Source organism: Pollutimonas bauzanensis, from assembly GCF_900129885.1.
In the GTDB taxonomy this organism is placed as follows: domain Bacteria; phylum Pseudomonadota; class Gammaproteobacteria; order Burkholderiales; family Burkholderiaceae_B; genus Pollutimonas; species Pollutimonas bauzanensis.
On the sequence record NZ_FQXE01000014.1, the window covers coordinates 127,971 to 145,942 of the forward strand.

At 64.0% G+C, this 17,972-nt stretch carries 13 protein-coding genes; 3 read left to right on the forward strand and 10 right to left on the reverse strand.

Translation table 11 applies throughout. From position 1 onward, the window contains the following. The first annotated feature begins 3 nt into the window (after positions 1–3). The 3 genes from BUB23_RS21135 (at position 4) to BUB23_RS21145 (ending at position 3,793) form a co-directional block, all read left to right on the forward strand. Complete coding sequence (locus tag BUB23_RS21135; protein ID WP_073107434.1) at positions 4–1,476, forward strand: ABC transporter permease; 1,473 nt, start codon at positions 4–6, stop codon at positions 1,474–1,476. Next, positions 1,473–3,239 carry an ABC transporter ATP-binding protein gene (locus tag BUB23_RS21140; protein WP_073107439.1) on the forward strand — a complete coding sequence of 589 codons (1,767 nt, stop codon included), beginning with the start codon at positions 1,473–1,475 and terminating at the stop codon, positions 3,237–3,239. Before BUB23_RS21135 ends, BUB23_RS21140 begins: the two co-directional genes overlap by 4 nt. A gap of 68 nt (positions 3,240–3,307) precedes the next feature. Continuing rightward, a complete protein-coding gene (locus tag BUB23_RS21145; protein ID WP_073107442.1) occupies positions 3,308–3,793 on the forward strand; it encodes a DUF1178 family protein in 486 nt (161 codons plus the stop codon). Positions 3,794–3,838: 45 nt separating this feature from the next. Here BUB23_RS21145 and efp read toward each other — a convergent pair whose 3' ends face one another. The 10 genes from efp to BUB23_RS21195 form a co-directional block, all read right to left on the reverse strand. Beyond that, the gene (gene efp / locus BUB23_RS21150) at positions 3,839–4,396 is read right to left on the reverse strand and encodes an elongation factor P (RefSeq protein ID WP_073107447.1); all 558 of its coding nucleotides are present in this window, start codon (positions 4,394–4,396) and stop codon (positions 3,839–3,841) included. 81 nt (positions 4,397–4,477) lie between these two features. Then, positions 4,478–5,584, reverse strand: coding sequence for an elongation factor P maturation arginine rhamnosyltransferase EarP (earP, locus tag BUB23_RS21155; protein WP_143161073.1), 1,107 nt, complete (start codon positions 5,582–5,584; stop codon positions 4,478–4,480). An 8-nt stretch (positions 5,585–5,592) separates the two neighbouring features. Further along, on the reverse strand, positions 5,593–6,801 hold the full coding sequence (locus BUB23_RS21160) for a DUF2863 family protein (protein ID WP_073107455.1): 1,209 nt from the start codon (positions 6,799–6,801) through the stop codon (positions 5,593–5,595). A 139-nt stretch (positions 6,802–6,940) separates the two neighbouring features. Then, positions 6,941–9,643: an aconitate hydratase AcnA gene (gene acnA / locus BUB23_RS21165; protein WP_073107458.1), complete on the reverse strand. Its 2,703-nt coding sequence runs from the start codon at positions 9,641–9,643 to the stop codon at positions 6,941–6,943. A 173-nt stretch (positions 9,644–9,816) separates the two neighbouring features. After that, positions 9,817–12,402, reverse strand: coding sequence for a bifunctional aconitate hydratase 2/2-methylisocitrate dehydratase (acnB, locus tag BUB23_RS21170; protein WP_073107462.1), 2,586 nt, complete (start codon positions 12,400–12,402; stop codon positions 9,817–9,819). Between the two features lie 276 nt (positions 12,403–12,678). Then, a complete protein-coding gene (locus tag BUB23_RS21175) occupies positions 12,679–12,954 on the reverse strand; it encodes a GNAT family N-acetyltransferase (RefSeq protein WP_073107466.1) in 276 nt (91 codons plus the stop codon). Between the two features lie 24 nt (positions 12,955–12,978). Further along, positions 12,979–13,377, reverse strand: coding sequence for a hypothetical protein (locus tag BUB23_RS21180; RefSeq protein ID WP_073107470.1), 399 nt, complete (start codon positions 13,375–13,377; stop codon positions 12,979–12,981). A 152-nt stretch (positions 13,378–13,529) separates the two neighbouring features. After that, on the reverse strand, positions 13,530–14,720 hold the full coding sequence (prpF, locus tag BUB23_RS21185; protein WP_073107473.1) for a 2-methylaconitate cis-trans isomerase PrpF: 1,191 nt from the start codon (positions 14,718–14,720) through the stop codon (positions 13,530–13,532). Between the two features lie 20 nt (positions 14,721–14,740). Continuing rightward, complete coding sequence (gene acnD, locus BUB23_RS21190; protein ID WP_073107478.1) at positions 14,741–17,335, reverse strand: Fe/S-dependent 2-methylisocitrate dehydratase AcnD; 2,595 nt, start codon at positions 17,333–17,335, stop codon at positions 14,741–14,743. Between the two features lie 35 nt (positions 17,336–17,370). Beyond that, positions 17,371–17,972 (reverse strand): citrate/2-methylcitrate synthase (locus BUB23_RS21195; protein ID WP_281255572.1); only part of this gene is annotated, 602 nt, incomplete at its 5' end.

A 17,972-nucleotide genomic window follows, 5' to 3' on the forward strand; every position in this document is an offset into this window, starting at 1 on the left:
CCTATGCCCAAATTCGTTTTCCTGTGGACCGATATCTTCGTCTTTTGCCTGGTGCTGGCCGTGCTGCTTTATGCGCTGCGCGTGCGGCGCAGCGCCTCGCTGCAGTCCGCCTGGAAAAGCGTCGCCAGGACGCCATCGGCCATGTGCGCCGCGGTGGTGCTGGCCGGTTTCGTTTCACTGGGCGTGCTGGACTCCATACACTACCGCCCGCTGTTGCCGCCGGTCGAGGCCGCCGGGCAGACGGCCGCCGGGCAGGCTGGCGCCGCGCCGGCGCCCGTCTATTCGCCCACATTGCGCTCCGCGCTGGATGATCTCTTGTCGCTTACCCAATTGGCCAAGCGCGAGAATACCTATTCGGCGCCGCTGGCCCTGCGGCAGTTCACCAAAGAAACCGTGGTGACCAACGGCCAGGCCGTGCGCGACTATCCCCGCCTCAAGCATGCCGGGCTGCATCTGCGCGCCGAGGCCGATCGCGGGCGGGACATATCCAGGCGCCTGTCCTGGGGCATCCTGGCCGGCCTGGCGGCCTGCCTGGCGTCGGCCTTGCTTCTGACCTTGCTGCACAGGCGGCGGGCCGAGGGTTTCCGGCATGCCTGGCTGCTCTGGTGGCGCGGCGAGTCGGGCATCCCCTGGCGCCCCATGTGGATCACGTTCAGCATGGTCCTGGCGCTGGCCGCCGTGGCGCTGGCGCTGGGCGGCAATTATCACGTGCTGGGAACGGACCGCACCGGCAACGACGTCCTGTGGCAGTGCCTGAAAAGCATACGCACGGCCCTGGTGATAGGCACGCTGACCACCGTGGCCATGCTGCCGCCCGCGCTTGCCTTCGGCATCGCGGCGGGCTATTTCAAGGGCAAGGTCGACGACGTCATCCAGTACATCTATACGACGCTGACATCCATACCGGGGGTGCTGCTCATCGCCGCCTGCGTATTGATGATGCAGGTGTATATCGACAACAATCCGGACCTGTTCGATACCGTGGCGGCGCGCGCCGACCTGCGCCTGTTCCTGCTGTGCCTGATACTGGGCCTGACCGGCTGGGCGGGCCTTTGCCGCCTGCTGCGGGCCGAAACCCTCAAGCTGCGCGAGCTCGAGTATGTGCAGGCGGCGCGCGCCTTCGGCGTAGGCCACTGGCGCATCATGCGCCGCCACTTGCTGCCCAACCTCATGCACATCGTGCTCATCACCATGGTGCTGGAGTTCTCCGGCCTGGTCCTGTACGAGGCGATACTGTCTTACCTGGGCATAGGCGTGGACCCGAGCACGCCCTCGTTCGGCACCATGATAGACATGGCGCGGCTGGAAATGTCGCGCGATCCGATGATCTGGTGGAATCTGCTGGGGGCTTTCGTGTTTCTGCTGGCCCTGGTGCTGTCGGCCAATATCTTCGCCGACGCCATCCAGGACGCCTTCGATCCGCGCACCCGCCGCTTCAGGCCGCGCCGCCTCGCCCTCAAGGACAGCGCATCATGAACATACTTGAGCCACAAGCCGCGGGCGCCGGTTCCGGCTCGCCGGAGACCGTCGTATCGATACGCAATCTGTCGGTGCAGATAGCCAGCGACGCCGGCGTGCAGGAAGCCGTGAAGTCCCTGCAATTGGCGATAGCCCGGGGCCAGACCTTCGCCCTGGTGGGCGAATCGGGTTGCGGCAAGAGCATGACGGCGCTGGCCCTGCTGCGCCTGCTGCCCGAAGCCGGCCGGATAGTCTCGGGCGAGATCCACCTGGGGCAGGTGGAACTCAACGGGCTGTCGGAACAGGGCATGCGCGGCGTGCGGGGCGGGCAGGTCGGCATCATCTTCCAGGAGCCCTCCACCAGCCTGAATCCCGTCATGACGATAGGCCAGCAGCTTATCGAAACGCTGCGCGCGCATACGCCATACCGGGGCGAGGCGCTGGCCGAGCGGGCCGCCTGGTGGCTGAAGCGGGTCGGCATCCCGGAGGCGGACAGGCGCCTGCACGATTATCCCTTCCAGTTTTCGGGCGGCCAGAAGCAGCGCATCATGATCGCCGTCGCGCTGGCGGCCGAGCCCCGCCTGCTGATCGCCGACGAGCCCACCACCGCCCTGGACGTCACGGTGCAGGCGCAGATACTGGATCTGCTGGCCGACATCCAGAAAGAAATGGGCCTGGCCATCCTGCTGATCACCCACGACCTGGCGGTCGTCAAGAACGTGGCGGACTATGTGGCGCTGATGCGCGCCGGCGAGATCGTCGTAACGGTCGACGCCGCCACGTTTTTCTCGGCGCCCAGCCACCCCTACGCGCGCCAGCTGCTGGCGGCCATACCCACTTTCGCCAAGCGCGGCCGGCCCCTGTCGGCGGCTGAGCCGGATGCCGCGGCGGAGCGCGCAAACGCTTTTGGAGCGACATCGTCTTTTGAAGCGACATCCGCCACGCAGGCGGACGCCGCGGCCCGCCAAGCTCAGGTGGCGGGCGCCGACCCCGTGCTGGTCGTCAAGAATCTGTCGGTCTCCTATTCGAGGAAAGGCGGTTTCTGGGGGCGCGCCGCGGACCCCGTCCAGATAGTGGACGACGTGTCCTTCGATGTGCGCGCCGGCGAGACGCTGGCTCTGCTGGGCGAGTCCGGCTGCGGCAAGACCACGACCGCCAAGGCGCTGCTGCGCCTTCTGGACAAGCAGGCGGCGGTGGGGGGCCAGGCCCATCTTCATGGCCAGGACCTGCTGACGGCGCGCGGATCGCGCTTGCGCCAGCTGCGCCAGGCGATACAGATCGTGTTCCAGGATCCTTACGCCTCGCTGGATCCGCGCATGCTGGTGGGCGAGATCCTGGACGAGGGCATTGCTGCCTTGCGGCCCGACCGCCCCAGGACCCGCCGGACGGCGCAGGTGCGCAGCCTGCTGGATAGGGTAGGCCTGCCCAAGAATACGGCGCAGCGCTATCCGCACGAATTCTCCGGCGGCCAGCGCCAGCGCGTGGCCATTGCCCGCGCCCTGGCAGTGGAGCCGGCGGTGCTGATATGCGACGAGCCCACGTCCGCCCTGGACGTATCCGTGCAGGCGCAGATCCTGGACTTGCTGCGCGCCTTGCAGCTCGAATTCAATATCGCCTACCTGTTCATTACGCACAATTTCGGCGTGGTCGAGTATCTGTCCGACCGCATCGCCATCATGCACCAGGGCAAAATCGTCGAAGCGGGCGCCACCGAAGCCGTTCTCGCCGCGCCGCGGCATGGCGAAACACAGCGCCTGCTTGCGGCCGTGCCCCGCCTGTAGGCCGGATAGTCCGGCGGCAGGGCGGCTTTCCGCCTTGTATTTGGCGCGAACGCCCGCATATTGCTGTTATGTCATTAAAAGTCTTTGATCTTCAATGCGACCAGGGCCACGTCTTCGAAGGCTGGTTCGCTTCGGCCGACAGCTATGAATCGCAGCAATCGCGCGGGCTGTTGAGCTGCCCTGTGTGCAACAGCAGCCGCGTCGCCAAGAAGCTTTCGGCGCCGCGCTTGAATCTCGGCCATGCGAAAGCCCCCGCGCCCGCCGCGCCGGCATCCGCCGCCCGCGCCCGGCCGGGTACGGCAGTGGCGGCGCCGGCCGCCGGGCAAATGGCGCAGTTGCAGGCCGAAGTCATGCGCCACATCCGCCAGATGGTGCGCAATACCGAGAACGTGGGCGCCCGCTTCGCCGAAGAAGCGCGCCGCATGCACGACGGGCAAGCGCAGGAACGCGCCATACGCGGCACGGCTACGCCAGAGGAAAGGGAAGAATTGGCCGAGGAAGGGATAGCCGTCATGCCTATACCCGAGTTCCTGGACGACGACCGCCTGCAGTAAGCGCATCGTTTTCAGCAAGCGGCGCCAGGCCGCCCGCCGAGAGGCTTACATCACGCGGCTGCGGTATTCGCCAGTGCGCGTATCGATTTCGATTTTGTCGCCGATATTGCAGAACAGCGGCACGTTGACCGTCATGTCGGTGTTGGTCTTGGCGGGCTTGAGCACTTTTCCCGACGTATCGCCCTTGACGGCGGGTTCGGTGTAAATGATTTCGCGCACCACGATCGTGGGAAGCTCGACCGAAATGGCCCGGCCGTCATAGAACACGACCTGGACCTTCATGCCTTCTTCAAGGTAGTTCAGGGCATCGCCCATGCTTTCCGCTTCGACTTCGTGCTGGTTGTATTCTTCATCCATGAAAACATACATGGGATCGGCATAGTACGAGTAGGTGCATTCTTTGTTTTCGAGCTGGACCACTTCGAATTTTTCATCGGCCTTGGATACGGACTCGCTGCCGGAGCCGGTAAGCAGATTCTTGAACTTGAGCTTGACGACGGCCGAGTTGCGGCCCGACTTGTTGTATTCTGTTTTCTGTACGACGAGCGCGTCATTGCCTACTTTGACCACATTGCCAACGCGCAATTCTTGTGCGGTTTTCATATATTTAAAAGACTCCGGGGGGTGATTTGCTCCGCCAGATGCCACTGCCGGGCCGGAGCATGACTTACAAAACCCGTCATTTTAACCTGATCGCCGCCGTTGCGTGCAAAACCCGACAAGGGAGTAGGCCAAATCGGGATATCCGGCCAATTCATCGCTCCATTGCGCGCTGTCGGACTGCCACTGCGCCCAGTTGCCCGGCTCCAGCGCCTCGTTCATCCGCAAGGCGAATGCTTCCGGATCGCCCAGGTTCCAGTCCCGCATCAGCGCATGGACAGTCTGCCGGCAGGGCGACCGGTCCAGCCAGGCCTGCAGCTTGATCATATGGGTGTTCGCATCCTGCGCATATATTTGCCACACCAGGGGCTTGCCGGCCCACAAGGCGCGGACCAGGGAATCCTCGCCGCGCACGAAATTCAGGTCGCTGCTCCATAGCAGCCGGTCGAAGGCCGCCTGGTCGACAAAAGGCATTTCATGGACATGCACCCGTCCGCCTGGGCGGTCCTGCAAGCCGGGATACACGCCGCGGGGCACGATCAGCAGGGTGGGGCAGGCCTGCCGCTCCAGGCTGTCGAGCAGCCCTTGGGCCGGGGCGTCCGGGTAGCAGAACAAAAACACCTGGCGCGCGCCCTGCCGCAACCGCTCGATCTGCCGGCCCGGCACGCCGATGGCGCCCAGAAGCGCATCGCGCTGGCCGGGCTGCGCCAGCCATTCGTCGCGTTCGGAAAGCAGGCCGGGTTCGCGCAGCAGCCCGCCCGTGGCGGGCGTAAAGCCGGGAAAAAAGAAATGCTTGCGCAAGCCATGGTGCTGCGCGGACGGCAGGGTATGGCAGGACTCGACCCAGCCTTCGGCGCTCAGGTATTCGAGATTGATCCATAAACTGTCTTGCCGGACCATGGCCTCGATGAAAGCGGCGGGCGGGTCGCAGGCAAAGGCCTCGATCACCACGGCATGCGGCCGCAGCACAGGGGCTGGCTGCGTCCAGTGCACGATATCGACGCCCCGGGCCGATTGCTGCGCGGCTTGCGGGTCCACGCCGGGCTCGATCCGCCCGAAGCTGTGCAGGTCGTCGACCCATAAGCGCACTTCGCGTCCTGGCGGCAGCCGGGCCAGCTGCCTTGCCAGGCGCCAGCAAACGCCGATGTCGCCGAAATTATCGACGACCCGGCAAAAGATGTCGAAGGACAGCCGCGGCATTAATGGAAGTGGACGGGCGCCAGGTCGGTCTCTTCGGGAAGCTCGGGGTGCATCATTTCGCCCAGCGGATTGGGAAAATACGGCGCTCCGCAATCATCGCAGAATTCGGCGGGATGGATGCCCGGCAGCCGGCGCACGTCGGCGATTCCCTGCTCTTTGAGCAGGGCGGCAATTTCATCGGGCACGTCGATGACCTGATTTTCCGTGCCGTCGGCGGCAGCCTCTTCCTTGCTCAGCACGGGCCAGATGCAGCCGTAGATCACTTCGTTGCTGTGGCGCGTGCTGAAGCCCACCCGGTATTCCTCTATGGTGTCGCCGCCGCAGCCGATGATGACGGCGCGCAGCTCGTCGCCCGGCAGATGGGCGGCCGTCTGCAGCCAGGTGACCGCGGCCTTCAGGGCCAGCGGCCGTATGCGCCTGTCGGCCTCGCGGCTGTTCATGTAGTAGGCGTCGGGCTGCAGGTATTCAAGATAGCAGCCCGTGAACATCGGGGTGAACACTTCGGCGCTGGCCTGTTCCCAGGCTTCCTGGCATTTTTGCCGTATGGCGATGGCGTCGTCCTGCGGCATCTGCCAGCGGAACACCGCCTGCCCTTTGGGCACGACGATCACGCCGACCGCGAAGCGCGCATCGGCCAGCATGCCGTCGGCGTCCTCAGGCTTGTTGATCTGGCAGGGCTCCGCGCCGGCGCCCAGCGCCAGCAGGGCGAGACGCTGCGTCCAGGCGTGGGTTTCCTGGAATGATTGCGGCATCTGGTCAAAGTTGACGAGGGCCGGGATGAGCGCCATTTTGGCGCCCTCGGCGACGATATGGGCTTGCAGATGCCGGGCCAGCGCCTGGCGCTGGGCGGGCGTCAGTTCGCCTTCGGGCAACTGATAGCGGGTCCAGGCCACGACCGGCGCCGAAAACAGCAAGGCGTCATACTCCACGCCCTGGTGGACGATGGTCGTGGACTCGGTCAGCGTTTCGGCCTGCTCCACCAGGATTTCGTAGGCGTTCAGATCGCTGGCCAGCAAGTGATCGAGCACGGTTTCGATGGTCTTGTTTTTTTTGCCCAACAGCAGCTTGTTCAACTGGATGCCTAGCAGGTTTTCCCAGTAGATATCTTCGAGTCGGCTGCCGGAGCGGGCTAGCGCTTGCGTCAGGGTCACAAGACGTTGAGCTTCGCGGGATAAACGCGAAGGAGGGGTGGCAGGCATACGAGGCATAAGACAATACAAGTTGATGAGTAGGCTAGTGTAACGCTCTACCCGGCTTCGTGGGCTGGCGCGGGGGCGGAGCATGCAAAAAGTGTCCCCACGCTTCACCGCTGATTGTTCACCTCGCGGCCGCCGCCGGCCGGCGGGATCAGGCGGCGAGCAGCTCGCGCAGCACGTAAGGCAGGATGCCGCCATGCAGGTAGTAGTCGACCTCGGTCGCCGTATCGATGCGCAGCAGCATGGAAACCTGCTGCGAGCTGCCGTCCCGGCGATGTATCGTGACAGTCACATCCTGCTGCGGCCTGATGCTGGCTTCGATGCCCGCTACATCAAAGGTTTCTTCGCCGGTGATGCCCAGGGATTCCACGCTGTCGCCATCCTTGAACTGCAGCGGCAAGACGCCCATGCCCACCAGGTTGCTGCGGTGTATGCGCTCGAAGCTGCGCGCCACCACCGCCTTGACGCCCAGCAACTGGGTGCCTTTGGCCGCCCAGTCGCGGGACGAGCCGGTGCCGTATTCTTCCCCGGCGAAGACCACGGTGGGCACGCCGGCCGCCACATATTTCATGGCGGCGTCGTAAATCGACAGCCGTTCGCCGGTAGGTTGATACAAAGTCTCGCCGCCCTCGTAACGGCTGCCGTCGGGCAGGGCCGGGATCATGAGATTCTTGATGCGCACGTTGGCAAACGTGCCGCGCATCATGATTTCGTGATTGCCGCGCCGCGAGCCATAGCTGTTGAAGTCCTGTTTCATGACGCCGTGGGCCTTGAGCCATTCGCCGGCGGGCGAGCTTTCCTTGATGGAGCCCGCCGGGGAGATATGGTCGGTGGTCACCGAATCGCCGAAAACCGCCAGGGCGCGCGCGCCCTTTACCACCGGCATGGCGGCGGGCCGCATTTCGAAGCCGGCGAAGAAGGGCGGTTCGGCGATATAGGTCGATGCGGGCCAGCTGTAGACATCGCCATGCACACCGGAAATATTGTTCCACAGCTTGCCCGGGTTGGACTTGATCTCGGCGTAATTCGTGCGGAAGACTTCGGGATCCAGCGCCTGGCCCAGAAGCGCCTGGATTTCCGCGTTGCTCGGCCAGATGTCGCCCAGCCAGACATCGCCGTTCCTGCCCCGGCCCACGGGTTCGGTCATCAGGTCGCGCAATACCGTGCCGGCCAGGGCGTAGGCGACGACCAGGGGCGGCGAAGCCAGGAAGTTGGCCTTGATGTTGGGGTGGATGCGGGCTTCGAAATTGCGGTTGCCCGACAGAACGGCCGAACAGACCAGGCCGTTCTGGATAATGGTTTCGTTCAGGTCCGGCGTCAGGTCGCCGGCGTTGCCGATACAGGTGGTGCACCCGTAGGCGGCGACGTCGAAGCCCAGCTTTTCCAGGTAGGGCAGCAGGCCGGTCTTGGTGAGGTAGTCGGTGACGACGCGCGAACCCGGCGCCAGGGATGTCTTGATATGCTTGGGCACTTTCAGGCCCGCCTCGACCGCTTTCTTGGCCATCAGGCCCGCCGCCAGCAACACGCTGGGGTTGGAGGTGTTGGTGCAGGACGTGATGGCGGCTATCAGGATGTCGCCATTCTTGACCTGCGTGCCGGCGCTGGTGGTGTAGACCTGGCCGAGTTTTTCGGGCGGCTGGTTGAAGCCGGCGGCCGACTGCTCGGTGTACAGGCGGGTAAAGGTGTTCTTGACATCGCCCAGCTCGATGCGGTCCTGCGGCCGCTTGGGGCCGGCCAGGGAGGGCGTGACCGTGGAAAGATCCAGGGTGATCAGCTGCGTATAGCCGATATCCTTGGCATCGGGCACGCCGTACATGCCCTGGGCCTTGAAATAGGCCTTCAGGGCGTCGATCTCGTCCTTGCTGCGGCCGGTGCCCTGGAAGTATTCGATAGTGCGGTCGTCGACCGGGAAGAAGCCCATGGTGGCGCCGTATTCGGGGGCCATATTGCCTATGGTGGCGCGGTCGGTGACCGACAGGCTGCTCGTGCCCGGCCCACAGAATTCCACGAACTTGCCCACCACCTTCTGCCTGCGCAGCAGTTCGGTGATGGTCAGCACCAGGTCGGTGGCGGTCACGCCGCCGCGCAGCTCGCCCTTCAGTTCGACGCCGACGACATCCGGGGTAAGAATATAGACCGGCTGGCCCAGCATGCCGGCTTCGGCCTCGATGCCGCCCACCCCCCAGCCCACCACGCCTATGCCATTGATCATGGTGGTATGGCTGTCGGTGCCGACCAGGGTGTCGGGGTAGTACACATTGTTCCTGGCGTCGTAATGCACGCCGCGCGCCAGGTGTTCCAGGTTGACCTGGTGGACGATGCCGAAGCCCGGGGGCACCACGCCAAAGGTATCGAAGGCCTGCATGCCCCATTTCATGAACTGGTAGCGTTCCTGGTTGCGCTTGAATTCGAGCTTCATGTTCAGGTCGAGCGCATTCTTGGTGCCGAAGTAATCGATCATGACCGAATGGTCGACGACCAGGTCCACCGGCACCAGCGGCTCTATGCTTTTGGGGTCCTTGCCCATCTTGGATGCCACCGAGCGCATCGCCGCGATGTCGGCCAATAGCGGCACGCCGGTGAAGTCCTGCAGCACGACCCGGGCCACCACGAATGGAATCTCGGTGTCGCGCTTGGCCGTCGGCTTCCAGGAAGCCAGCTGCCTGATGTGTTTTTCAGTGATTTTCTTGCCGTCGCAATTGCGCAGCACCGATTCCAGCACCACCCGGATCGACACGGGCAGCCGCTGGATGTCGATGCCCAGCGTTGCGCCTAGTGCCGGCAAGGAATAGAACTGGGCCGTTTTGCGCCCGATCTTGAACTTTTGTAAGCTGTTGAACGTATTGTGCGGCATAAAGAACTCCGGTTATGTGTCTTGTGGGCTTGCGTGGCCAGGGGAATACGCTGCGCTGCGTGGCATCCGCCATATATTTTAGGCCCGTTTCCGCGAGTTATGGAACGAAAAAAAACTCCCGCTGCGGAATCGCAGCGGGAGTTTTGTTCCATGCAGGCATGGCGCTTATTGGCCTATACGCTGACCGAATCGGCGATTTCCTGGAAGTCTTCGATCTGGTCGAAGTTCATGTAGCGGTAGATCTGATCGCTGTTCGCGCTGAGCACGCCCACGCCGGCCATGTATTCTTCCTTGGTCGGAATACGGCCCAGGCGCGAGCAGATGGCGGCCAGTTCGGCCGAACCCAGGAAGACATTGGAGTTCTTGCCCAGGCGATTCGGGAAATTGCGCGTGCTGGTCGACATGACGGTGGCGCCTTCGCGCACCTGCGCCTGGTTGCCCATGCACAGCGAGCAGCCGGGCATTTCCATGCGCGCGCCGGCGCTGCCCAGGACACCGTAATGGCCTTCTTCGGTAAGCTGTTTCTGGTCCATCTTGGTGGGAGGGGCGACCCACAGCTTGACCGGAATGTCGCGCTTGCCTTCCAGCAGCTTGGAAGCCGCGCGGAAGTGGCCGATATTGGTCATGCAGCTGCCGATGAACACTTCGTCTATCGCCGTCCCGGAGACTTCCGACAGGGTTTTCACGTCGTCGGGATCATTGGGGCAGGCGACAATGGGCTCGTGCACATCGGCCAGGTCGATTTCGATGACCGCGGCGTATTCGGCATCGGCATCGGGCTCCAGCAATTGCGGGTTGGCCAGCCAGGCCTGCATGGCCTTGATGCGGCGGCCCAGGGTGCGCTCGTCTTCGTAGCCGTTGGCTATCATCCATTTCAGCAGCGTGATGTTGCTGTTGATGTATTCGATGATGGGCTCTTTGCTGAGGTGCACGGTGCAGCCGGCGGCCGAGCGCTCGGCCGAAGCGTCGGACAGTTCGAACGCCTGTTCGACTTTCAGGTCGGGCAGGCCTTCGATCTCCAGGATGCGTCCCGAGAAAATATTCTTCTTGCCTTGCGTTTCAATAGTCAGCAGGCCCTGCTTGATGGCGTACAGCGGAATGGCGCTGACCAGATCGCGCAGGGTCACGCCGGGCTGCAGCTTGCCCTTGAAGCGCACCAGCACCGATTCCGGCATGTCCAGCGGCATGACGCCGGTGGCCGCGGCGAACGCCACCAGGCCCGAGCCGGCGGGAAAACTGATGCCTATCGGGAAACGGGTGTGCGAATCGCCGCCCGTGCCGACGGTGTCGGGCAGGAGCATGCGGTTCAGCCACGAGTGGATGATGCCGTCGCCGGGGCGCAGCGAAATGCCGCCGCGCGTGCTGATGAAGGCGGGCAATTCGTGATGGGTCTTGACGTCGACCGGCTTGGGATAGGCGGCGGTATGGCAGAACGATTGCATAACCAGGTCCGCCGAGAAGCCCAGGCAGGCCAGGTCTTTCAATTCGTCGCGCGTCATGGGGCCGGTGGTGTCCTGGCTGCCGACCGAAGTCATCCTGGGTTCGCAGTAGGTGCCGGGGCGCATGCCGCGTCCTTCGGGAAGGCCGCAAGCGCGGCCGACCATTTTTTGCGCCAGGGTGTAGCCCTTGCCGGTGTCGGCGGGGACCTGCGGCAGGCGGAACAGGGTCGAAACGGGCAGCCCCAGGGCCTCGCGGGCCTTGGCGGTCAAGCCGCGGCCGATGATCAGGGGAATGCGTCCGCCGGCGCGGGCCTCGTCGAACAGCACCTCGGACTTGACCTTGAATTCGGCGACGACCTGGCCGTCCTTCAAGGCCAGGCCTTCGTAGGGGCGCAGCTCGATGACGTCGCCCATATTCATCTTGGAGACATCGAGCTCGATGGGCAGGGCGCCGGCGTCTTCCATGGTGTTGTAGAAGATGGGCGCGATCTTGCCGCCCAGGCATACGCCGCCGAAGCGCTTGTTGGGGACAAAGGGAATGTCCTGGCCGGTATGCCAGAGCACCGAGTTGGTCGCCGATTTGCGCGACGAGCCCGTGCCGACCACGTCGCCCACATAGGCGATCAGGTGGCCTTTCTGCTTGAGGCTTTCAATGAATTTGATGGGGCCGATCTTGCCGGCTTCCTCGGGCTCGATGCCCGGGCGCGGGTTCTTGAGCATGGCCAGGGCATGCAGGGGAATGTCGGGGCGGCTCCAGGCGTCGGGAGCGGGCGACAAATCGTCGGTGTTGGTTTCGCCGCTGACCTTGAAAACCGTGATGGTCAGGCTTTCCGGCACTTCGGGGCGGCTGGTGAACCATTCCGCGTCGGCCCAGCTTTGCAGGATGGCGCGGGCGTATTTGTTGCCCTTGTCGGCTTTCTCTTTGACGTCGTGGAAAGCGTCGAACACGAGCAGGGTTTTCTTCAATCCTTCCGCGGCGATGGCGCCAAGCTCCTCGTTGTCCAGCAGGTCGACCAGCGGGCTGATGTTGTAGCCGCCCAGCATGGTGCCCAGCAGTTCGGTGGCATGCTCGCGATCGATGAGGGGACAGGTTTCCTTGCCCAGGGCGACGGCGGCCAGGTAGGACGCCTTGACTTTGGCGGCATCATCGACGCCGGCGGGGACACGGTGCGTGATGAGGTCGACCAGGAACGCTTCTTCGCCGGCAGGCGGATTCTTGAGCAGTTCGATCAGGTCGGCGGTCTGCTGCGGGGAAAGGGGAAGAGGAGGGATGCCTGACGCGGCGCGTTCGGCAACATGTTGGCGATATGAATCCAGCATTATGCATGCCCTTTTGTTCGAGGATGAATGGAGAATTGCTTTACGTGAAGAACTCCGGCCTGTCGGCCGGCGCTTCTCCGCCACAATGCGGGGCGCCTTCGGCGCCGCATTGGTCTTGCCTCGCTTGACCTCGCCCTGAAGGGCGAGGCTTGCGCTTAGGCTCGTGGTCAATTGTAGAAGGAAGCTGGACGGGAAGCAAATGTCTTATATCTTATATAAGACATAAGATGCGTGGCTGTTGTGTTTAAACCGCTACCCCCCGGGGGCGTGGCGGATTCAGGCCAGCAGGCCGGCGTATTCCGGGTGCCGGCGCATATAGGCCGCGGCATAGGAGCATAGAGGGCGCACCGCCCAGCCGTTTTCGCGGGCCGTGGCCAGGGCGCATCGGGTGAGGTCGGCGGCAATGCCGCGCCCGCCGAGGGCTTCAGGAACGCCGGTGTGCATGATGGTCATGACCCCGTTCTGCAATTCATAGTCCAGGACGCTGAGGATGCCGTCTTCCGTCCATTCGAAGCGTTGCTTGCCGGGGTTGTGTTCGATGCTGCGGCTCATTCGGGCTCCTGTCTTGAAAGGGAATCAGGGATTCATTGTAAGCAGGATCAGTCCCCAGAGCAGCAGCATGGCGATGAGGCCCACGAAGCAGCCGCCCCAGAAGCCGATCAGCGGCCACTTTATGCGGGTCGAGACTTCGGTCGGCTGTATGTGGGCGAGCAGCAGATTGGCCTGGCCGGCAATCCAGAACTTGCTTTTGGGAAAGCAAAGCCGCAGGAAGTAGTCGAGCAGGATGGTGGCGCGTATCGAAAGCGGGTAGCGTTCCCAGGGATGTTGCTTGAGATAGGGATGGCGCAGCACTTCGTTGGTTTTCCGGAGCCTGAAAAGCAGCAGCACGAGTCCCGAGACCAGGGATGTGAGGGCGCAGGCGACCAGCAGTGTGAAGGAAAACGGCAGGGCGTAAAGGACGAAGGTATCAAACATGGCTATGGCGTGTATGCGTCTGCAAAATGTATGAAGAGGCGCTTGTTTACAGGGAGGAAGCGCTTATCCGTATATGGCTGAGCGCTGGTCCGGATTTCGGGGCGCCGCGGCGGCGGGGCGTGAAGAAGCAAACGGCCGGGCGGCGCCGCTTCCTAGAAGGCGTCGCCGGGCACGCGCACCCATCCTTCCATCAGGACGCGCGCGCTGCGGCTCATGATGGCCTTGACTATCGACCATTCGCCGCCTTCCTGGCTGGCTTGCGCCCCGACCTTCAAGGTGCCCGAGGGATGCCCGAAGCATACCGCGTGGCGATCGCCGCCGCCCGCGGCGAGGTTGACCAGTGTGCCGGGAATCGCGGCCGCCGCGCCAATGGCGACAGCCGCCGTGCCCATCATGGCGTGATGCAGCTTGCCCATGGACAGGGCGCGCACCAGCAGGTCGATGTCGCCGGCGGCGACGCGCTTGCCGCTGGAAGAGACATAGTCGGCCGGCTTGGCGACGAACGCGACTTTCGGCGTATGCTGGCGCTGGGCCGCTTCGTCCAGATGCTGGATCAGGCCCATGCGCAGCGCGCCGTGCGCGCGTATGGTCTCGAACATCGCCAGGGCCTTGGCGTCGCCGTTGATTGCGTCCTGCAACTCGGTGCCGGTGTAGCCGATGTCTGTGGCGTTGACGAAGATCGTCGGGATGCCGGCATTGATCATGGTCGCCCGCAGCGTGCCCACGCCCGGCACCTCGAGGTCGTCGGCCACATTGCCGGTCGGGAACATCGAACCGCCCGCGCCTTCTTCCTCGGCCGCCGGGTCCATGAATTCCAGCCGCAGTTCCGCGGCGGGGAAGGTCACCCCATCGAGCTCGAAATCGCCGGTTTCCTGCACGGCGCCATTGGTGATGGGCACATGCGCGATGATGGTCTTGCCGATGTTGGCCTGCCAGATGCGCACGATCGCCGTGCCGTCCTGCGGTATGCGGCTCGCGTCGACCAGGCCGCCGCTGATGGCGAAGGGGCCGACGGCGGCCGAAAGATTCCCGCAGTTGCCGCTCCAGTCGATGAATGCCTTATCGATGGAAACCTGGCCAAACAGATAGTCGACGTCGTGGTCCGGCTTGCCGCTCTTGGACAATATGACCGTCTTGCTGGTGCTGGAGGTCGCGCCGCCCATGCCGTCGGTCTGCTTGCCGTAGGGGTCCGGGCTGCCGATCACGCGCATCAGGAAGGCGTCGCGGGCCGCGCCCGGCGTCCGGACGGCCGCGGGCAGATCCTGCAGCCGGAAGAACACGCCTTTGCTGGTGCCGCCGCGGATGTAGGCCGCCGCAACCTTGATCTGGGGTACATGAGTCATGGAGTTTTCCTTTGTCTGCTTTAGCCGGCCGCCGCCGATTCGAGGAAGTCCTCAGCGAAGCGCTGCAGCACGCCGCCGGCTTCGTAGATCGACACTTCTTCGGCGGTGTCGAGGCGACAGGTCACCGGCGCTTCTACGCGTTCGCCGTTCTTGCGATGGATCACGAGCGTCAGGGTGGCACGCGGGGTGGGCTCGCCGATGACGTCGAAGGTTTCGGTGCCGTCTATATTCAGTGTCTTGCGGTTCACGCCGGGCTTGAATTCCAGCGGCAGCACTCCCATGCCGACCAGGTTGGTGCGGTGGATGCGCTCAAAGCCTTCGGCGGCGATGGTTTCCACGCCGGCCAGCCGCACGCCCTTGGCGGCCCAGTCGCGCGAGGAGCCCTGGCCATAGTCGGCCCCGGCCACGATGATGAGCGGCTGCTTGCGTTCCATATAGGTTTCGATCGCCTCCCACATGCGGGTGACTTTGCCTTCGGGCTCGAGGCGGGCCAGCGAACCCTGCTTGACCTGCCCGTTTTCCAGCACCATTTCGTTGAGCAGCTTGGGATTGGCGAAGGTGGCGCGCTGCGCGGTGAGGTGATCGCCGCGGTGGGTGGCGTAGGAGTTGAAGTCTTCCTCCGGCAAGCCCATCCTGGCCAGGTATTCGCCGGCGGCGCTGTCCAGCATGATGGCGTTGGACGGCGAAAGGTGGTCGGTGGTGATGTTGTCGCCCAGCACCGCCAGGGGCCGCATGCCCTTGAGCGCGCGCTCGCCGGCCAGCGCCCCTTCCCAGTAAGGCGGGCGGCGGATATAGGTGCTGGCCGGGCGCCAGTCGTACAGCGGGCTGATTTTCTCGCCCGTGGCGACGCTGGCGGCGAACATGGGTTCGTAGACCTGGCGGAACTGCTCGGGCTTGACGCTGGCGGCGACGATGGCGTCGATTTCCTCGTCGGAGGGCCAAATGTCTTTGAGGGTGACTGGCTTGCCGTCCTGGTCTATGCCCAGCACGTCTTTCTCGATATCGAAGCGGATGGTGCCGGCGATGGCGTAGGCGACCACCAGGGGCGGCGAGGCCAGGAAAGCCTGCTTGGCATAGGGATGGATGCGGCCGTCGAAGTTGCGGTTGCCCGAAAGCACGGCGGTGGCGTACAGGTCGCGGGCTATCACTTCCTGCTGGATGACGGGGTCCAGCGCGCCGCTCATGCCGTTACAGGTGGTACAGGCAAAGCCGACAATGCCGAAGCCCAGCTGCTCGAGTTCGGGCAGCAGCCTGGCGTCTTCCAGATACAGCTGTACCGCCTTGGAGCCGGGCGCCAGCGAACTCTTGACCCAGGGCTTGCGGGTCAGCCCGCGCGCGTTGGCGTTGCGCGCCAGCAGGCCGGCGGCGATCACGTTGCGCGGGTTGCTGGTGTTGGTGCAGCTGGTGATCGCGGCAATGATGACCGCGCCATCGGGCATCAGGCCGGGCTCGTTTTCGACCTTGCCGGAGATGCCGCGGGCGGCCAGTTCGGAAGTCGGCACGCGGCGGTGCGGATTGGACGGGCCGGCGATGTTGCGCACCACGCTCGACAGGTCGAAGCGGAGCACGCGTTCGTATTCGGCGTGCTCGAGGGTGTCCGCCCATAGGCCGGCCTGCCTGGCGTAGGTTTCCACCAGCCTGACCTGCGCATCGTCGCGGCCGGTGAGTTTCAGGTAATCGATGGTCTGCTGGTCGATGTAGAACATCGCCGCAGTCGCGCCGTATTCCGGCGTCATGTTGGAGATGGTGGCGCGATCGCCCAATGTCAGGTGAGTAGCGCCTTCACCGTAGAATTCCAGGTAGGACGACACCACTTTTTGATTGCGCAGGAATTCGGTCAGCGCCAGCACCAGATCGGTCGCGGTGATGCCCGGCTGCAGTTTGCCGGCCAGCTCGACGCCGATGATGTCGGGCAGGCGCATCCACGAGGCGCGCCCCAGCATTACGCTCTCGGCTTCCAGGCCGCCGACGCCGATGGCGAGCACGCCCAGCGCATCGACGTGCGGCGTATGGCTGTCGGTGCCCACCAGGGTATCGGGGAAGGCCACGCCGTCCAGGGCGTGCACCACGGGCGACATGCGCTCGAGGTTGATCTGGTGCATGATGCCGTTGCCGGGCGGAATCACCTCGACGTTCTTGAACGTCTTCTTGGTCCAGTTGATGAAGTGGAAGCGATCTTCGTTGCGCCGGTCTTCGATGGCGCGGTTCTTGTCGAACGCCTCGGGGTCGAACCCCGGGCTTTCGACGGCCAGCGAGTGGTCGACGATCAATTGGGTAGGCACCACCGGATTGACCTGGGCGGGGTCCCCGCCTTTTTCGGCAATGGCGTCGCGCAGGCCGGCGAGGTCGACCAGCGCGGTCTGTCCCAGGATGTCATGGCAAACCACCCGCGCCGGAAACCAGGGAAAGTCCAGGTCGCGCTTGCGCTCGATATGCTGCTTGAGCGCGGCCGCGAGCATGGCCGGGTCACAGCGGCGAACCAGGTTTTCGGCCAATACGCGCGAGGTGTATGGCAGTTTGTCATAGGCGCCGGGCTGGATCGCATCGACCGCCGCGCGCGTATCGAAGTAATCCAGCTGAGTGCCGGGCAGGGGTTTTCGGTATGCAGTGTTCATGGGGTCCGGAGGCAGAAAAATAATGGTCGGGAGGCTTACTTGCGCTTGTCCAGCGGCACGAACTTGCGGTCCTCGGGCCCGATATAGTTGGCCGTGGGCCGGATGATCTTGTTGTCGGCGCGCTGCTCCAGGATGTGCGCGGCCCAGCCCGCGGTGCGCGCAATCACGAACAGCGGCGTGAACATCGCCGTGGGCACCCCCATCATATGGTAGGACACCGCCGAAAACCAGTCCAGATTGGGAAACATCTTCTTGGCGTCCCACATGGCCGACTCCAGCCGCTCGGCAATGTCGAACATCTTGGTGTTGCCCTGCTTCTTGGACAGCTTGCGCGCGACTTCCTTGATCACCTGGTTGCGCGGGTCCGACACGGTATAGACCGGGTGGCCAAAGCCGATGACCACCTCCTTGGCCTCGACCCGGCGCCGGATGTCGGCCTCGGCCTCGGCCGGCGTGTCGTAGCGCTTTTGCACCTCGAAGGCCACCTCGTTGGCCCCGCCATGCTTGGGCCCGCGCAGCGCGCCTATGCCCCCCGCGATGGCCGAGTACATGTCCGAGCCCGTGCCGGCAATCACCCGGCAGGTAAAGGTCGAGGCGTTGAATTCGTGCTCGGCATACAGGTTCAGCGACGTGTGCA

Excerpts from the sequence above, each read along its gene's own strand:
- BUB23_RS21140 (WP_073107439.1), top strand. The coding sequence starts at position 1,473 with ATGAACATACTTGAGCCACAAGCCGCGGGCGCCGGTTCCGGCTCGCCG.
- acnB (WP_073107462.1), bottom strand. The coding sequence starts at position 12,402 with ATGCTGGATTCATATCGCCAACATGTTGCCGAACGCGCCGCGTCAGGC.
- BUB23_RS21160 (WP_073107455.1), bottom strand. The coding sequence starts at position 6,801 with ATGCCTCGTATGCCTGCCACCCCTCCTTCGCGTTTATCCCGCGAAGCT.
- efp (WP_073107447.1), bottom strand. The coding sequence starts at position 4,396 with ATGAAAACCGCACAAGAATTGCGCGTTGGCAATGTGGTCAAAGTAGGC.
- BUB23_RS21175 (WP_073107466.1), bottom strand. The coding sequence starts at position 12,954 with ATGAGCCGCAGCATCGAACACAACCCCGGCAAGCAACGCTTCGAATGG.
- acnA (WP_073107458.1), bottom strand. The coding sequence starts at position 9,643 with ATGCCGCACAATACGTTCAACAGCTTACAAAAGTTCAAGATCGGGCGC.
- BUB23_RS21180 (WP_073107470.1), bottom strand. The coding sequence starts at position 13,377 with ATGTTTGATACCTTCGTCCTTTACGCCCTGCCGTTTTCCTTCACACTG.
- prpF (WP_073107473.1), bottom strand. The coding sequence starts at position 14,720 with ATGACTCATGTACCCCAGATCAAGGTTGCGGCGGCCTACATCCGCGGC.
- acnD (WP_073107478.1), bottom strand. The coding sequence starts at position 17,335 with ATGAACACTGCATACCGAAAACCCCTGCCCGGCACTCAGCTGGATTAC.
- BUB23_RS21135 (WP_073107434.1), top strand. The coding sequence starts at position 4 with ATGCCCAAATTCGTTTTCCTGTGGACCGATATCTTCGTCTTTTGCCTG.
- BUB23_RS21145 (WP_073107442.1), top strand. The coding sequence starts at position 3,308 with ATGTCATTAAAAGTCTTTGATCTTCAATGCGACCAGGGCCACGTCTTC.